The 15984-nt window shown below is 66.5% G+C and carries 16 protein-coding genes; 6 read left to right on the forward strand and 10 right to left on the reverse strand.

Annotated features, from left to right (window positions below; all coding sequences use genetic code 11):
- Positions 1-28: 28 nt before the first annotated feature.
- The 5 genes from FBY28_RS09990 to FBY28_RS10010 all read right to left on the reverse strand — a co-directional run bounded on the left by FBY28_RS09990 (position 29) and on the right by FBY28_RS10010 (position 4260).
- Positions 29-1231 (reverse strand): MCE family protein, encoded by a 1203-nt coding sequence (locus FBY28_RS09990; RefSeq protein ID WP_141866346.1) that lies wholly within the window; start codon positions 1229-1231, stop codon positions 29-31.
- 9 nt (positions 1232-1240) lie between these two features.
- Positions 1241-2083 (reverse strand): MlaE family ABC transporter permease, encoded by an 843-nt coding sequence (locus FBY28_RS09995; protein ID WP_019511019.1) that lies wholly within the window; start codon positions 2081-2083, stop codon positions 1241-1243.
- 4 nt (positions 2084-2087) lie between these two features.
- Positions 2088-2852, reverse strand: coding sequence for an MlaE family ABC transporter permease (locus FBY28_RS10000; RefSeq protein ID WP_023986310.1), 765 nt, complete (start codon positions 2850-2852; stop codon positions 2088-2090).
- A 272-nt stretch (positions 2853-3124) separates the two neighbouring features.
- The gene (locus FBY28_RS10005) at positions 3125-4054 is read right to left on the reverse strand and encodes a 3-oxoacyl-ACP reductase (RefSeq protein WP_216847607.1); all 930 of its coding nucleotides are present in this window, start codon (positions 4052-4054) and stop codon (positions 3125-3127) included.
- 14 nt (positions 4055-4068) lie between these two features.
- Complete coding sequence (locus tag FBY28_RS10010) at positions 4069-4260, reverse strand: ferredoxin (RefSeq protein WP_081650007.1); 192 nt, start codon at positions 4258-4260, stop codon at positions 4069-4071.
- A 158-nt stretch (positions 4261-4418) separates the two neighbouring features.
- Between FBY28_RS10010 and FBY28_RS10015 the strand changes: the two genes are divergently transcribed.
- From FBY28_RS10015 to lpqN, 4 genes are all read left to right on the forward strand, one after another.
- Positions 4419-5600: an acyl-CoA dehydrogenase family protein gene (locus FBY28_RS10015; protein ID WP_141866350.1), complete on the forward strand. Its 1182-nt coding sequence runs from the start codon at positions 4419-4421 to the stop codon at positions 5598-5600.
- Positions 5601-5608: 8 nt separating this feature from the next.
- Positions 5609-6706: an acyl-CoA dehydrogenase family protein gene (locus FBY28_RS10020; protein WP_141866352.1), complete on the forward strand. Its 1098-nt coding sequence runs from the start codon at positions 5609-5611 to the stop codon at positions 6704-6706.
- A gap of 4 nt (positions 6707-6710) precedes the next feature.
- The gene (gene fadD17, locus FBY28_RS10025; protein ID WP_141866354.1) at positions 6711-8222 is read left to right on the forward strand and encodes a long-chain-fatty-acid--CoA ligase FadD17; all 1512 of its coding nucleotides are present in this window, start codon (positions 6711-6713) and stop codon (positions 8220-8222) included.
- Between the two features lie 123 nt (positions 8223-8345).
- Positions 8346-9032 (forward strand): envelope biogenesis lipoprotein LpqN, encoded by a 687-nt coding sequence (lpqN, locus tag FBY28_RS10030; RefSeq protein ID WP_174241587.1) that lies wholly within the window; start codon positions 8346-8348, stop codon positions 9030-9032.
- Here lpqN and FBY28_RS10035 read toward each other — a convergent pair.
- Entirely contained in the window at positions 9022-10209 is a 1188-nt protein-coding gene (locus FBY28_RS10035) for an NADH:flavin oxidoreductase (RefSeq protein ID WP_216847608.1), read from the reverse strand. The two genes, lpqN and FBY28_RS10035, sit on opposite strands and share 11 nt — an antisense overlap.
- A gap of 21 nt (positions 10210-10230) precedes the next feature.
- Here FBY28_RS10035 and FBY28_RS10040 point away from each other — a divergent pair, with 21 nt between their 5' ends.
- Positions 10231-11205, forward strand: coding sequence for an NAD-dependent epimerase/dehydratase family protein (locus FBY28_RS10040; RefSeq protein ID WP_141866358.1), 975 nt, complete (start codon positions 10231-10233; stop codon positions 11203-11205).
- Here FBY28_RS10040 and FBY28_RS10045 read toward each other — a convergent pair.
- Genes FBY28_RS10045 through fadD19 form a run of 3 tightly spaced genes read right to left on the reverse strand, consistent with a single transcriptional unit; the run spans position 11167 to position 14551 of the window.
- The gene (locus FBY28_RS10045; protein ID WP_141866360.1) at positions 11167-11730 is read right to left on the reverse strand and encodes a helix-turn-helix domain-containing protein; all 564 of its coding nucleotides are present in this window, start codon (positions 11728-11730) and stop codon (positions 11167-11169) included. The two genes, FBY28_RS10040 and FBY28_RS10045, sit on opposite strands and share 39 nt — an antisense overlap.
- 50 nt (positions 11731-11780) lie before the next feature.
- Complete coding sequence (locus FBY28_RS10050; RefSeq protein WP_019511008.1) at positions 11781-12902, reverse strand: NAD(P)H-dependent flavin oxidoreductase; 1122 nt, start codon at positions 12900-12902, stop codon at positions 11781-11783.
- Entirely contained in the window at positions 12899-14551 is a 1653-nt protein-coding gene (fadD19, locus tag FBY28_RS10055) for a medium/long-chain-fatty-acid--CoA/3-oxocholest-4-en-26-oate--CoA ligase (RefSeq protein WP_141866362.1), read from the reverse strand. Before fadD19 ends, FBY28_RS10050 begins: the two co-directional genes overlap by 4 nt.
- 79 nt (positions 14552-14630) lie before the next feature.
- Between fadD19 and FBY28_RS10060 the strand changes: the two genes are divergently transcribed.
- Positions 14631-15431, forward strand: coding sequence for a crotonase/enoyl-CoA hydratase family protein (locus FBY28_RS10060; RefSeq protein WP_019511006.1), 801 nt, complete (start codon positions 14631-14633; stop codon positions 15429-15431).
- Here the strand turns inward: FBY28_RS10060 and FBY28_RS10065 are convergent.
- On the reverse strand, positions 15394-15978 hold the full coding sequence (locus FBY28_RS10065) for a hypothetical protein (RefSeq protein ID WP_141866364.1): 585 nt from the start codon (positions 15976-15978) through the stop codon (positions 15394-15396). The genes FBY28_RS10060 and FBY28_RS10065 overlap by 38 nt on opposite strands.
- Positions 15979-15984: the final 6 nt, after the last annotated feature.

Raw genomic sequence — 15984 nt, forward strand, 5'->3', positions numbered from 1 at the left:
AACCCCATGTTCTTCGCGCTAGCGCTCATCAGAAATCATCCCGTTCGGCGAAGGCACCGTTGAACAGGAACTGCAACGTGGACGGCGCGTTGAACTGCACTTCGGTGTTGGGCTGGAAGGGCACGTAGGCGTTATCGGTCACCAGGAACGGTGTGTGGTACCAGGATCCACCGAATTGTTTGCCGGGAACATCGGGCAAACCACGGCAGTTGGGCCCGCCGGAGGCGTTCACGATCGGCAGGCTCTCCGGGTACGTGTACGACGGGGCACCCGGGATGAAGCTCGACGCCACGAACAGGCCGGGCCGGATCCCGCCGATGATCGGAGCGAAGGTGTCGATCGCCTTCGCGGTGCCCTGCAGGGTGCAGCCGATGACCGGGGAGTAATCGCCCACCACCTTGAGCGGCGCACGCAACCGCTGGATGGCGGCAATGTAGTCGTCGGCCGCGGGTTCCAAGGTGGCGGTGCCGTTCTGGGCCAGCCCGGTGGCGGCCAGCAGCGCGGCGTTGAGGCTGTCCTGCTCGTCGACGATGGTCTGGGCCACCCGCGGCGCGTTGTCGAAGATGCTGGCCAGATCGGGACCCGCGTCACCGTAGATCCCCGCGACGACGGCGGTCTTGCGCAGATCGTCCTGCACCGTCGGCAGTTTCGGATTGAGCTGGGCCAGATAGCTGTTCAGGCCGGACATCGCGACGCCGAGATCCTCACCGTGACCGCGCAAACCCTCACCGAGCGCGGTGACGGTGGCGTTCAGATTCACCGGGTCGACCTTGTGCAGCACATCGGTCAGCGTCTGGAAGAGCGTGTTGACCTCGAGCTGCACAGACGATGCCTGGATGTTCGTCCCGGCCTGCAGGGTGGTGCCGCGGGGATCCTTCGGCGGCAGGAACTCGACCGATTTCGCGCCGAAGACGGTGGTACCGCCGATCTTCACGTCCGCATTCGACGGGATGAACCGCATCTGGCTGCGGTCGATCGACAGCGTCAGCTTGGCCTGGTCCCCGGCGTATTCGATATCGGAGACCTTGCCGATCTGGATCCCGCGGTACTTGACCTTGGCATCGCGCTCCATCACCAGGCCCGCCCGCTGCGAGGTGACGGTGACTGTGTCGGTGGCGGTGAAGGCCGCGGTGAAGAACAGGTACGTGAGCACCACCGCGATCACCACGATGGTGGCCAGGATCGCGGCGGCGATCCTGACATGGCTGCGTTTGGCCGATCCGTCTGACATCTTCTGGCCCTATCCGGAGAGGTTGAAATTGCCGGACGCGCCGTACACGGCGAGCGAGATGAACAGGGTGATGGTGACGACCACGATCAGTGAGGTCCGCACGGCCTGGCCGACGGCGATGCCCACGCCCACTGGGCCGCCGGAGGCGTTGTAGCCGTAGTAGGTGTGCACCAGCATGACCGCGATCGACATGACGATCGCCTGCAGGAAGGACCACAGCAGGTCGCTCGGTATCAGGAACGTGTTGAAGTAGTGGTCGTACAGACCGGCGCTCTGGCCGTTGATGAAGACGGTGGTGAACCGGGCCGCGAAGAAGGCCGCCAGGACCGAGAGCGAGTACAGCGGCACGATGGCGATCAGCCCGGCGATGATCCTGGTCGACACCAGATACGAGACCGCGTGCACGGCCATCGCTTCCACGGCGTCGATCTCCTCGGCCACTCGCATGGCACCCAATTGCGCCGTGGTGCCCGCACCGATGGTGGCCGCCAGTGCGATGCCCGCGATCACGGGGGCAACGATGCGCACGTTGAGGAACGCCGAGAGGAACCCGGTCAGCGCCTCGATACCGATATTGCCCAGCGAGGAGTAGCCCTGCACGGCGATGACGCCACCGGAGGCCAACGTGAGGAATGCCGCGACGCCGACGGTGCCGCCGATCATGACCAACGCGCCCGCGCCCATGGTCATCTCGGCGACCAGCCGGATGGTCTCCTTGCGGTAGCGGGTGATGGCGTTGGGGATGTAACGCATCGACTCGCCGTAGAACAGTGCCTGCTCGCCGATGTTGTCCACCGCGCGGGGCACGCCACGGAAGAACCGGCGCAGTCGAAGTGTGGCGTCGTAACTCATGCGGTCAGCGCTCCAGAACTCGGACGCCGACGGCGGTAAGGATGACATTGACTACGAACAGACAGATGAAGGCGTAGACAACGGTCTCGTTGACCGCGATCCCCACGCCCTTGGGCCCGCCCTGGACCGTCAGACCGCGGTAGCACCCGACCAGGCCGGCCAGTAGACCGAACAGCAGCGCCTTGAACATGGCCAGCACCAGCTCGCCCAGTCCGGTCAGGATGGTCAGCCCGTTGATGAATGCACCCGGGTTCACACCCTGCAGGAACACCGAGAACACATAGCCGCCCGACAGACCGATCGCGCACACCAATCCGTTGAGCAGCACCGCGACGAATGTCGATGCCAGCACACGCGGCACCACCAGGCGCTGGATCGGGTCGATGCCGAGCACCCGCATCGCGTCGATCTCCTCGCGGATGGTGCGGGCGCCCAGATCGGCGCAGATGGCCGTCGCACCGGCTCCGGCGACCACCAGCACGGTCACCACGGGACCCAGCTGGGTGATGGTGCCGAACGCGGTGCCGGCGCCGGAGAGGTCGGCCGCACCGATCTCACGGAGCAGGATGTTGAGAGTGAAGGCGACCAGCACGGTGAACGGGATCGACACCAGCAGCGTGGGCACCAGCGAGACCCGCGCGATCATCCAGGTCTGATCCAGGAACTCGCGGAACTGGAACGGCCGCTGGAACATCTTGACGAACGTGTCGATGGTCATCTCGACGAACCCACCCACGGCTCGCGCCGGAGCCGAAAGCTGTTCGATCAACCTCGACTCCATTCTCGAGTGGGGCTGCCGTCCCGTCGTGGCGAAGAACCCGACAATAGCGGGAATCGGTTCGCTCCGGCGGGCTTTCCACCCCTGATGTGCACGTCGTTCATAGTGAGCGGGCTCATAGTAACTAGAACACGTTCACAGTGTCAAAGAACCGAAAAGTTCTTGGAAATCTCCCATTTTTGCTGGTCAAAGCCAGTGTGACGGATGTCATCCTAGAACAGGTTCTAATAGTCCTACACCGCCGGAAATGACATTCTCGTAGGTCAAGAGCCCATGAGCTCGGTAGCGGAGAAGCCGATATTCGGATCCCTTTTAGCAAAGAAGTCACCCAGCGTGGCGCTCAACGCGGCGGGGTCCCAGGCATCACCCTCGGCATCGAACCTCTGCGCGGCCACCGGGGCCGCGACCAAGGTGACCGTGGGCCCGTACACGATGAACAGCTGCCCGTTGACATCCTCGGACGCCGGCGAGGACAGGTAGGTCACGAGGGTGACGACATGCTCCGGTGAGAGGGCATCGACCTGTCCGTCGACGAGCTCGGGTGCATCACCGAACACGCCTGCGGTCATGGCGGTGCGGGCACGCGGTGCGATGGCATTGGCCCGCACCCCGTACCTGCTCAATCCGCGCGCCGCCGACAGGGTCAAGGCCGTGATACCGGCCTTGGCCGCACCGTAATTGGCCTGCCCCACCGGTCCGGCGATCCCGGCTTCCGAAGAGGTGTTGACGATGCGTCCGTAGACCCGCCCTTCGGCGGAGTCCTTTGCCTTCGCCTTCCAGTACGCCGCGGCATTGCGGGTCAGCAGGAAGTGCCCGCGCAGATGCACGGCGATCACCGCGTCCCAGTCCTCGTCGGACATGTTGAACAGCATCTTGTCCCGGGTGATGCCCGCATTGTTGACCACGATGCCCAGTCCCCCGAGCCGGTCGGCGGTCTCGACGAGCTCGTCGGCCGTGCTGCGCGCACTGATATCACCGGCGACGGCGACACCCTTGGACCCGACGGCCTCGATCTCGGCCAGCACATCGGAGGAGTCCAGTGCGCCGGCCATGTCGTTGACCACGACCGTCGCACCGGCGCGCGCCAGGCCTATCGCCTCGGCACGACCGAGGCCGGCGGCCGCGCCGGTCACGACGGCAACCTTTCCGGACAGGTCGATCGGATTGTCGTTGATCGCTGCTTCAGGGGACACGGTTATGAATACCTCTAGTCTCTACGGATCAGGGCCGCCCGAGGGCATTCGGCCACGGATTGTTCGGCCAGATCCTCCTGGCCTGCGGGTACCGGGTCGGCTTTCACCACGGCATAGTCTTCGTCATCGAGATCGAACAGGTCGGGCGCTATCCCGACACATACCGCATTACCTTCGCAGCGGTCCCGGTCGACTTCTACGTGCATGTGAACCTCCTCGCGCTCGGGGCACGGGCTGTGTGCCCCTGTGCAGGCTAACGGTACCGCCCTGGACCGCAAGACTAGAACGTGTTACAACGAGCATATCGGCGGGCAACCGGTTTTCGGCCGGTCGCCCCGCAACCTCAGACAGACAGGATGCCGCCATGCGGATCGGTTACACCGCCGAGCAGGAGGAGTTGCGTCGCGAACTGCGCTCGTACTTCACCAAACTGATGACCCCGGAGCGGGCCGAGGCGCTGGCGGCCAGCGATGGCGAGATGGGCCGCGGGAACGTGTACCGCGAAACCGTCGAGCAGATGGGCAAGGACGGGTGGCTCACCCTGTCCTGGCCGACCGAGTACGGCGGCCAGGCCCGACCGCCGATGGAAGGGTTGATCTTCAACGACGAAGCCGCCATCGCGAACGTGCCGGTGCCCTTCCTGACCATCAACAGCGTGGCGCCGACGATCATGCATTTCGGAACGGAGGAGCAGAAGAAATTCTTCCTGCCGAAGATCGCGGCGGGCCAATTGCACTTCTCCATCGGCTATTCCGAGCCGGGTGCCGGCACCGACCTCGCCTCGCTGCGCACCACGGCGGTACACGACGGTGACGACTACGTGATCAACGGCCAGAAGATGTGGACCTCGCTGATCGCCTATGCCGACTATGTCTGGTTGGCGGTGCGCACCAATCCCGAGGCCAAGAAGCATCGCGGCATCTCGATGCTGATCGTGCCGACCACGGCCGAGGGCTTCTCCTGGACGCCCGTGCACACGGTGTCCGGAGTCGATACCAGCGCGACCTACTACCAGGACGTCCGGGTTCCCAAGTCCGCCCTCGTCGGCGAGGAGAACGCCGGCTGGAAACTGGTCACCAACCAGCTCAACCACGAGCGTGTCGCGCTGGTCTCGGCGCAGCCGATCTTCGTGGCGCTCAACGGTGTCCGTGAGTGGGCACAGAACACCAAGGACGTCCACGGCAAGCGGCTGATCGACGCCGAATGGGTGCAGTTGAACCTGGCCCGGGTACACGCCAAGGCCGAGGTCCTCAAACTGATCAACTGGGAGCTGGCCTCGGCCACCGACGCGGCTCCGTCACCGGCCGACGCATCGGCGGCAAAGGTGTACGGCACCGAACTGGCCACCGAGGCCTACCGTCTGTTGATGGAGGTGCTGGGCACCTCGGCCACGCTGCGTTCCGGGTCACCGGGAGCCTTGCTGCGCGGCCGGATCGAGCGCATGCACCGCTCGTGCCTGATCCTCACCTTCGGCGGCGGCACCAACGAGATCCAGCGTGACATCATCGGCATGGTCGCGCTCGGCCTGCCCCGAGTGAACCGATAGGAACGACAATGGATTTCACCCCAAGCGAAGCCTCGGTCGACCTGGGCGGGCTGGTCCGCACCATCACCGAATCGGTGGTCACCAATGACCACCAGCGGATGCTCGACGGGCTCGACGAACGGTTCGACCGTGCCCTGTGGACCAAGCTGATCGAAGCCGACATCCTGTCCACCGCGGCACCGGAAACACTGGGCGGCGGTGGATTCGGCGTGCTTGAGCAGTCGGCGGTGCTGACGGCGCTGGGCAGGCAATTGGCCGCCGTGCCCTACCTGGAGTCGGCGGTGCTGGGCGCCGGCGCCCTGGCGAAATTCGGATCCGCCGTCCTGCAAGAGCAATGGGCCACGCCGGCGATCAATGGCACGACCATCCTCACCGTCGCCCTCGACGGTGAGATGGGCCAGGGCCCGGTTCAGGCCCAGTCCACCGACGACGGGTACCAGCTGACCGGATCGCGCACCCAGGTCGCCTACGGCCCGGTGGCCGACGCCTTCCTGCTGCCCGCCGACACCGACAACGGCCTCCAGGTCTTCCTGGTCACCGGTGACGACCCCGGCGTCACGGTTTCCGCGCTGGACACCACCGGTCATGGCACCGTCGGCCATCTGGAGCTGAGCGCGACGCCGGTCGATCCGAGCCGTCTAGTCGGCGGCGCGGAGGTCATGGAGTGGCTGACCGTGCACCACGCACTGGGGCGCAGCGCCTTTCAGCTCGGCGTGCTGGAACGTGCCCTCGAGCTCACCGCCACCTATGCCCGCGAACGCGAACAGTTCGACCGTCCGATCGGCAGCTTCCAGGCGGTCTCGGCCCGCCTGGCCGACGGGTACATCGATGTCAAGGCGTTGCGTTCCACGCTGACGCAGGCCGCGTGGCGGTTGTCCGAGGACCATCCCGCGACGATCGACGTCGCCAGCGCCGCGTTCTGGGCCGCCGATGCCGGGCACCGTGTCGTACACACCGCGGTGCACGTGCACGGTGGTGTGGGCATCGATATCGACCACCCGATCCACCGGTACTTCCTGGCCGCCAAGCAGACCGAGTTCGCGGTCGGCAGCGCGACCGGACAGTTGCTGCGTATCGGTCGCGAGCTGGCCGATACCCCCGTCTGAGGACGTGGACAACCCGACCGGCCCGACCGTGGGCGAGCTGCTCGCGCCGTTGGTCGAGGTCACCGATCGCGGCGTGCACGACGAGGAGTCGTTCACGCCGTGGCGCGACCACATCGCCGCGGGCGCGGCATTGGCCGCAGCCCTGCGGGCCCGCCTGGATCCGGCGCGACCGCCCCATATCGGGGTGTTGTTGGGCAACACCGGGTTCTTCTCCACCGTTCTGGTCGCCGCGGCATTGTCCGGTCTGGTTCCGGTCGGGCTCAACCCCACCCGGCGCGGCGCGGCGCTCGCGGCCGACGCCGACCGCGCGGACTGCCAGTTCGTGCTGGCCGATTCCGGCGCGGACGTGCCCGCGGGCGTGGTCGCCCTCGACGTCGAATCCGCCTACTGGGCAAGCGAACTGGCCACACACTCCGGTACGCCGGTGACGTTCGCGCCGCTGTCCGGTGACGATCTGTTCATGCTGATCTTCACCTCCGGTACCAGCGGTGAGCCCAAAGCGGTGCGGGTGACCAATGACAAGGTCGCCTTCCCCGGCCGGATGCTGGCCCAGCGGTTCGGGCTCGGGCCCACCGATACGTGTTACCTGTCCATGCCGTTGTTCCACTCCAATGCCGTCATGGCCGGCTGGGCGGTGGGGGTCGCGGCAGGGGCGTCGATAGCACTGCGCCGCAAATTCTCGGCGTCGCGTTTCATCCCCGATGCCCGCCGCTTCGGAGCCACCTATGCCAACTATGTAGGCAAGCCCCTGTCCTACATCCTGGCCACCCCAGAACAACCCGATGATGCCGACAATCCACTGAAGTTCCTGTACGGCAACGAGGGTGCCCCCCGCGACCTGCCGCGCTTCGCCGAGCGATTCGGCGTGCACGTGGTCGACGGCTTCGGCTCCACCGAGGGTGGCGTGGCCATCGCCCGCACCCCCGATACCCCGGACGGATCGCTCGGTCCGCTGACCGACGAGGTCGCCATCATCGATATCGAGACCGGTGTGCCCTGCCCGCCCGGGGTGGTCGGCGAGATCGTGAACCCGAGGGGGCCGGGTTGGTTCCGTGGCTACTACAACTCCCCCGATGCCGAGGCCGAGCGGATGTCCGGCGGTATCTATCACTCCGGCGATCTGGCCTACCGTGACGATGACGGGTACGTGTACTTCGCCGGACGACTCGGTGACTGGATGCGGGTCGACGGTGAGAATCTGGGCACCGCCCCGATCGAGCGGATCCTGCTGCGTCATCTCGATATCACCGAGGTTGCGGTCTACCCGATTCCCGACCCTGCGGTCGGTGACCGGGTGATGGCCGCGATCGTGCTCGCCGAGGGCGCGGTTTTCGATCCCGAGGCCTTCCGGGCGTTCCTGGCCGATCAACCGGACCTGGGGCCCAAGCAGTGGCCGTCGTTCGTGCGAGTGGCCACCGAACTGCCCCGCACCGAAACCTTCAAGGTGCTCAAGCGGGAGTTGTCCGCGCAGGGGCTGGATTGCCCGGATCCCGTCCATCCCTGCCGCCGGGACTGATCCTCAATCCCCACGTGGACGGGCTCGCAGCCGCGCTGCGGTGGGGATATGTGGGTTACGCTTCCGATCGGAGAGCATGGCCGACGTATGCCATGAACCCGAGACCTCATGACGGAGGGTTTGATGAGGACGTCTGCGCTCACCGGCGTCGCGGCACTGGCCACCGCGCTCGGCGTGCTCCTGTCCGGCTGCGGCTCGACCAAGGCCGTCGACGGCACCCCTGTCGCGGCACCGTCGGCATCGGGTCGCACCTCCGCACCGGCGCAACCCGACGAGGGCACCCCCGGCTCGTACGAGACGATCGCCAGCTATATCAGCCAGAACGGTATCCAGGAGACACCGGTGAAGGCCGGCGATCCGGGGGCTCCCACCATCGACCTGCCCTACCCACAGGGGTGGGAGGATGCCGGCCCCGAGACACCGGACTGGGCCTACGGCGCGACGGTGTACCGCGGCCCGGAGGCCGCCGAGTACACCCCGAGCATCGTGGCGTTGATCTCCAAGCTCAGCGGCGACGTCGACCCCGCGAAGATCATCGAGCTCGCCCCCGGTGAGCTGCAGAACCTGCCGGGCTACGAGGCCATCACCGACGGCACGACCAGTCAGCTGAGCGGGTTCGACGCCTACCAACTCGCCGGGACCTGGGACCAGGACGGGCTGCGGAAATTCGTCGCCCAGAAGACCGTCGTCATCCCCGGCGGCGACGGTCTCTACGTGCTGCAGCTCAACGCGGACGGCCTGGCCGACCAGGCCGATATCCTCAGCGCAGCAACCGATGTGATCGACGCCGAAACCGTCATCACGCCCTGAGCCCGGCCGCCTCGCGCACCACGCACCGGGTACCGGTGTAGACGGTCGGCATGCACTTCATGCAGTGCACGCACAGACCGGTTGCGCGGTCGCCGCGCTCGAACCGGTTGACCAGGTCCGGCTCGCGCAACAGAGCCCGCGCCATCGCGACGAACTCGAAGCCGTCCTGCAGCGCCGTGTCGACAGTGGTCAATTCGTTGATGCCGCCGAGCAGGATCAACGGCATGCGCAGTGTGTCGCGGAACTGGCGCGCCGTGTCGACGAAGAACCCCTCCTCGAACGGATACTCCCGGAACAGCCTGCGCCCCATCACGCGCAGGCCCAGCCCGACCGGGGCGGGTTGCGAGGCGATGAACTCCGCCATCGGCACCTGACCGCGAAAGTAGTACATCGGATTGCTCAACGAGCTTCCGCCGGTGAGTTGCAGGGCATCCAGATGCCCGTCGTCCTGCAGCAGTTTCGCCGTGACCAGGCTGTCGGTGAGCCAGAAGCCGCCGGGCACACCATCATCCATGTTGAACTTCGCGGTGACCGCCACACCGTCGCCGGCGGCACGGCGGACCCGTTCGGCGACGCGGCGGGCCAGTTCGGCCCGGCGCACCACGTCACCGCCGAAGGCATCGCGGCGTTTGTTGAGGTTCGGGCTGAAGAACGAACTCAACAGGTATCCGTGGCCCATGTGGATCTCGATCGCGTCGAATCCGGCCGCCACTGCGTGCGCTGCGGCCGTGCCGAAATTGTCGACGACGGCGGCGAGTTGGGTGGCCTCGGCCGCCCTGACCCAGCCCATCGCCGGAGCGCTGAAACGCGCACTCGGCGCCAGCGTGGGCTGCCGGTTCGACAACGTGTTGGCGACCAGACCGGCATGCCCGATCTGGGCACACACCTTGGCCCCCTCGGCATGCACGGTGTCGGTGAGGGTGCGCAGCGCGGCAGCGCGAGCCGCATCCAGGACGATGGTGTCGCGGTGCACCCGTCCGCCGGGCGAAATGGCCAGGTAGGCAACGGTCGTCATCGCGGCTCCGCCACGGGCCACCTCGGCGTGAAATGCGATGAGCTTCTCGCTCACCTGACCGCGCGGCATGACCCCCTCGAAGGTGGCGGCCTTGATGAACCTGTTCTTCAGGGTCAGTGGACCCAACGGACACGGGGTGAACACTTTCGATACCATTGGCATCGAAACATACCAGGAGGTCGTATGCGCATCGCCGTCACCGGTGGCACCGGGTATCTCGGCGCACACATCACGCGCGCTCTGCTGGCCGCCGGACATCGGGTCCATCTACTCGTCGCGCCGGGTGCCGCCGCCGACCCGGTCATCGCGCACTTCGCAGGCGAGGGCGAGGTGACGCCGGTCGAGGGTGACGTGCGCGATACCACCACGGTCGAGCGGCTGTTGCGGGGCTGCGACGCGGTGTTACACGCCGCGGGCGTGGTCGGCACCGATCGGCGGCGAGCGCGGCTGATGTGGGAAGTCAACGCCCATGCCACCGAAACACTGTTGCTGCGCGCCGTTGATGCCGGCCTGGATCCCGTTGTCTGCGTGAGTAGTTACAGCGCCCTGTTCCCGCCACCGGATAGCGTCATCACCGAGAACACCCCGCCGGCCGCCGGACGCAGCCCGTACGCGCAGACCAAGGCGTATGCGGACCGGGTGGCCCGGCGCCTGCAGGAGCGCGGTGCGCCCGTGGTGGTGAGCTACCCGTCCAGCGTGGTCGGCCCCGCCTGGCACACCGCACCGGGGGTGACCGAACGCGGGTGGGCACCGATCGTGACTCACGGTCTGGCACCGCGGATGCCGGGCGGTATGCAGATGATCGACGTCATCGATATCGCCGACGTCCATGTGCGATCGATGGCGCCCGGCCGCGGCCCGCAGCGCTATGTCTGCGGCGGTGAGATGGTGGCTTTCGACGACATGATCGATCTTTTGGAACAGGGATCAGGCCGGCGGATTCGTCGGATACCGCTGTCCCCCGGTCTCTTTCGTGGGATCGGGAGGGTCGCCGATCTGGCCGGCCGGATCTTGCCACTCGGCGACGGGATCAGCTACGAGGCAGCCTTGCTGCTGACCTCGGCGACGCCGACCGACGATCTGCACACCCGGACTGCACTGGGCGTCGACGCCTGGCGCTCACCTCGGTCGGCGATCCTGGCCTGCCTGCAGCGCTGAGGTCAACAGTTCGACCATCCGGTCCTGAAGCTGCGGGGAGTCGTCCTCATCGGCCACCGTCGTCACGAACAACGCCGCACCGGCCGCCATCGCCAGGGCCGCCCTGGCGTCCAGTTCGGCACCGTGACCGTTTTCGGCGAACAGCCCCACGGCCGGGCCGCTGAAACCGGTCCACAACTGCCTGCGCAGCTCCGCGTTCTCCCGCAACGCCAGCAACAGTCCGGGAACGGCGGCCCGGACATCGGGGCGGGTGAACAGCTGATGGCTGCCACGCACCACCCAGGCGATCCAGCCGGCCCGATCGGTGCCGGAAAACGGTGCCATGTCGGGGGTTTCCCCCAGAATCGCGTGCAGCACCAGCTCGGCCTTGGAAGACCAGCGCCGGTTCAGGCTGGAACGCCCGACCCCGGCACGGGTGGCGACCAACCGCACACTGAGGTCATCCCAACCCACTTCGATGAGCAACTCCCGGGTCACCGACAGCACCCGTTCGTCGATCGAGGCGTCACGTGGTCGACCGGTCATGCACCGATTCAACCGTACCGACGGGCGGCAACACGCCACCCGCCCTGCGCTCAGCCCTGCGCGATCCCGTCGAGACGCTTGGTGGCCGCCTCGAAACCGCTGACCAGTTCGGCGATGATGTCGGCGACCGGGCGGATCTCGTTCATCCGGCCGACGATCTGGCCGACCGGCATGGCCACCGCGGTCGGGTCCGAGGACTCGTTCATCCGCTGGTGCGCCTCGCTGACGAGGATGTTCTGCAACGGCATCGGCAACGGATCGGGTGCATTGTCGGCATCCCAGGCGTCGGTCCAACGGCTCTTGAGCAGACGCGCGGGCTTACCCGTGTAGATCTTGCGCCGAACGGTGTCCGCCGACGTGGCATCCAGCATGGCCTGCTGAATGGTCGACACCCCGGAGGACTGCCGCACGCCGAGGTCGTATTCGGCAGAGGTCAAGAAGGCGGAGCCCATCCACACACCCTGCGCGCCGAGCGCGAGCGCGGCGGCGACCTGACGTCCGGTGCCGATGCCGCCGGCGGCGAGAACGGGGGTCTTGCCATCGAGGGCATCGACGATCTCGGGCCACAGCACCACCGAGCCGATCTCGCCGGTGTGACCACCGGCCTCATGACCCTGCGCGACGACGATGTCGACACCGTTCTCGGCATGGCGCAGAGCATGTTTGGCGCTGCCGGCCAGGGCCGCCACCGGCACACCGGCGGCGTGTGCCTGGTCGATGACATCCTTGGGCGGTGAGCCCAGCGCATTGGCGATCAACTTGATCGGATGCTTGAGCGCCACGTCGACGTGGCTGCGCGCCACCGAGTGCAACCAACCCAGCACGCCTTCGGACTTTTCCTCGTCCTCGGGCAACGGCGGCACGCCGAGGTCGGCGAGCGTCTTGGCCACGAAGTCGCGGTGCGTCTCCGGGATCAGCTTGTTGATGTCGACGCTGGTGCCCTCGGTGGGCACCTTGGCCGGCATCACGATGTCCACGCCGTAGGGCTTACCGTCGGTGTTGGCATCCATCCACTGCAGGACGTTCTCCAGGTCGTCGGCGTCGTTGAACCGCACGCAGCCCAGCACGCCGAGACCGCCGGCCTTGCTGACCGCGGCGGCCACCTTCTCCGACGGGGTGAAGACGAAGATCGGGTATTCGATACCGAAACGTTCGCACAGTTCAGTTTTCATGCCTTTGCTCCTGCATGCTTGGCGTGCACATCATCGGCGGCACGCTCCTCGGTGGTGTCCTTGGCCCAGCGGTAGTCGGGCTTGCCCGCGGGCGAGCGCTTGACCTCGTCGACCAGCCAGAGGCTGCGCGGCACCTTGTAGCCGGCGATCTCGGTGCGGACGTGGGCATCGAGGTCGGCCAGCGTCGGGCGGGTGCCCTCGCGGGGCTGCACGACGGCGGCAACGTGCTGACCGAAGCGCTCGTCGGGGACCCCGACGACCAGTGCGTCGAACACATCGGGATGGCCCTTGAGTGCCGCCTCGACCTCTTCGGGGTAGATCTTTTCGCCGCCGGAGTTGATCGACACCGATCCGCGACCCAGCATGGTCACGCTGCCGTCGGCCTCGACCTCGGCGTAGTCACCCGGGATGGCGTACCGCACACCGTGGTACGTGCGGAAGGTCTCGGCGGTCTTCTTCTCGTCCTTGAAGTAGCCGACCGGGATGTGGCCGCACTTGGCGATGATGCCGCGCACACCCGAACCCGGCACCACCTCGTTACCGTCCTCGTCGAGGACCTTGGTGTTCTTGTCGATGGTGACCCGCGGACCGCCGGTGTGGCTCTGCCCCTTGGCCACGATGCTGGTGCCACCGAAACCGGTCTCCGAGGATCCGATCGAGTCGGTGATCACCCGGTTGGGCAGCAGCTCAAGGAACTTCTCCTTGAGGCTTGTGGAGAACAGCGCCGCGGTGCTGGCCAGCAGGAACAGGCTCGACAGGTCGTAGGTGTTCCCCTCGTCCTGATGCGCCAACAAGGCGTCCAGCAGCGGGCGGGCCATCGCGTCGCCGGTGAAGAACAGCAGGTTGACCTTGTGGTCGTGAATCAGGCGCCACACCTGATCGGCGTCGAATTCCGGTGTCAGCACCACGGTCTGGCCCGAGAACAGCGCCATCCAGGTGGCCGACTGCGTCGCGCCGTGGATCATCGGCGGGATCGGCAGCCGCACCATCGGCGCGTTTTCCTTGGCCTGTTTGGACAGGTCGTACTCGTCGGCGATCGGCTCACCGGTGGCGAAATCGGTGCCGCCGAACAGGACCCGGTAGATGTCCTCGTGGCGCCACATGACGCCCTTGGGGAATCCGGTGGTGCCACCGGTATAGAGCAGATAGATGTCGTCTTCGCTGCGCGGCCCGAAATCACGCTCGGGTGACCCCTTGGCGAGTGCGTCCTCGAACGACACTCCGCCATAGCGCGCGAAGTCATCGTCGGTGCCGTCCTCGACCACCAGGACCGTCTTGACCAACGGGGTCTCGGGCAGCACATTGGCCACCCGGTCGGCGTAGCGCCGCTCGTGGATCAGCGCCACCATGTCGGAGTTGTCGAACAGGTACTTCAGCTCGCCCTCGACATAGCGGAAGTTGACGTTGACCAGGATCGCACCGGCCTTGATGATGCCCAGCATCCCGATCACGATCTCGATGCGGTTGCGGCAGTACAGGCCGACCTTGTCGTCCTTCTTGACGCCCTGGTCCAGCAGGTAGTGCGCGAGCCGGTTGGCCCGCTCCTCCAGTTGGGCGTACGTCAGCTGTTCGCCCTCACAGATCAGGGCGACGCGGTCGGGCACGGCGTCGATGGCATGCTCGGCAAGATCGGCGATGTTCAGGGCCATGGCACCTAAACTAGAACGTGTTACATTTTTGTTCAAGTAGCACCCGCACACCGGTCCGAACGCAGAGAGGCGATACCCGATGAGTGAGACCGCCAAAGGCCCCGACGCCCTCATCGAGCAGCGCGGACACACCCTCATCGTGACGCTCAACCGGCCCGAGGCCCGCAACGCCCTTTCCGGTGAGATGCTCTCGATTATGGTCGAGGCCTGGGACCGTGTCGACAGCGATCCGGAGATCCGCACCTGCATCCTCACCGGCGCAGGCGGCTACTTCTGCGCGGGCATGGATCTCAAGGGTGCGGCCAAGAAGCCGCCCGGCGATTCCTTCAAGGACGGCAGCTACGACCCCTCACGGATCGACGGGTTGCTGAAGGGTCGTCGTCTGACGAAGCCGTTGATCGCCGCGGTCGAAGGTCCCGCCATCGCTGGCGGCACCGAGATCCTGCAGGGCACCGATATCCGTGTCGCCGGCGAGAGTGCGAAGTTCGGTATCTCCGAGGCCAAGTGGAGCCTGTACCCGATGGGCGGGTCCGCGGTACGCCTGGTTCGCCAGATTCCGTACACCATCGCGTGCGACATGCTGCTGACCGGTCGCCACATCACCGCAGCCCAGGCACTGGAGTACGGACTGATCGGGCACGTCGTGCCGGACGGAACGGCCCTGGAGAAGGCGCTGGAGATCGCCGAGGTGATCAACAACAACGGTCCGCTGGCGGTGCAGGCCATCCTGAAGACCATTCGCGAGACCGAGGGCATGCACGAGCTCGACGCGTTCAAGCCCGACACCGCCAACGGCATCCCGGTGTTCCTCTCCGAGGACGCCAAGGAGGGCCCGCGGGCCTTCAAGGAGAAGCGGGCACCGAACTTCCAGATGAAATGAGCGCCGGGCGCCCGGCGCGCACGCCCCACGTGGCGACCGCACCGGCCACCCGATCGACGTCGGAGTCGTTACCGACCAGTGCGTAGTGCGACGAGAGTTCGGTCGTGCCGTTGATCGCGCATTCGTAGTGCACACGGTGAACGACGTCGCGCAACCATGTCTGTGCCGCCGACCGCCTGTTCGGCGCGAGTCCCCGCAGCTGACACGCCACCACCAGCCGGCGCGCACCACCGCCGAGCACGGCGTCGACGGCCGCGTCCGCCGTATCCCGCGCGCAGCGACCCCGCCGGCGCCACGATGCGCGGACGTTACCGTCCACCAATGACCTTGCCGCACAGTCGGCGTCGACGACGACCACGACCGTGTGGATCGCTCCCGCCGATATGGCGGGCAGATCCGGACACCCGGCAGCCGGCGCGGCGTGCCGGACACAGGGCGACGGACCGGTCACGACCGTCCGGCCGGAAGATATGGCATGCTCGACCACCTTCGCCACGAGCACGCATTCCGGCCCGAAAACGGCTACCGCCCCCGTTGAGCTGGACATGACATT

Source organism: Arthrobacter sp. SLBN-53, from assembly GCF_006715585.1.
GTDB classification, from domain to species: domain Bacteria; phylum Actinomycetota; class Actinomycetes; order Mycobacteriales; family Mycobacteriaceae; genus Mycobacterium; species Mycobacterium neoaurum_A.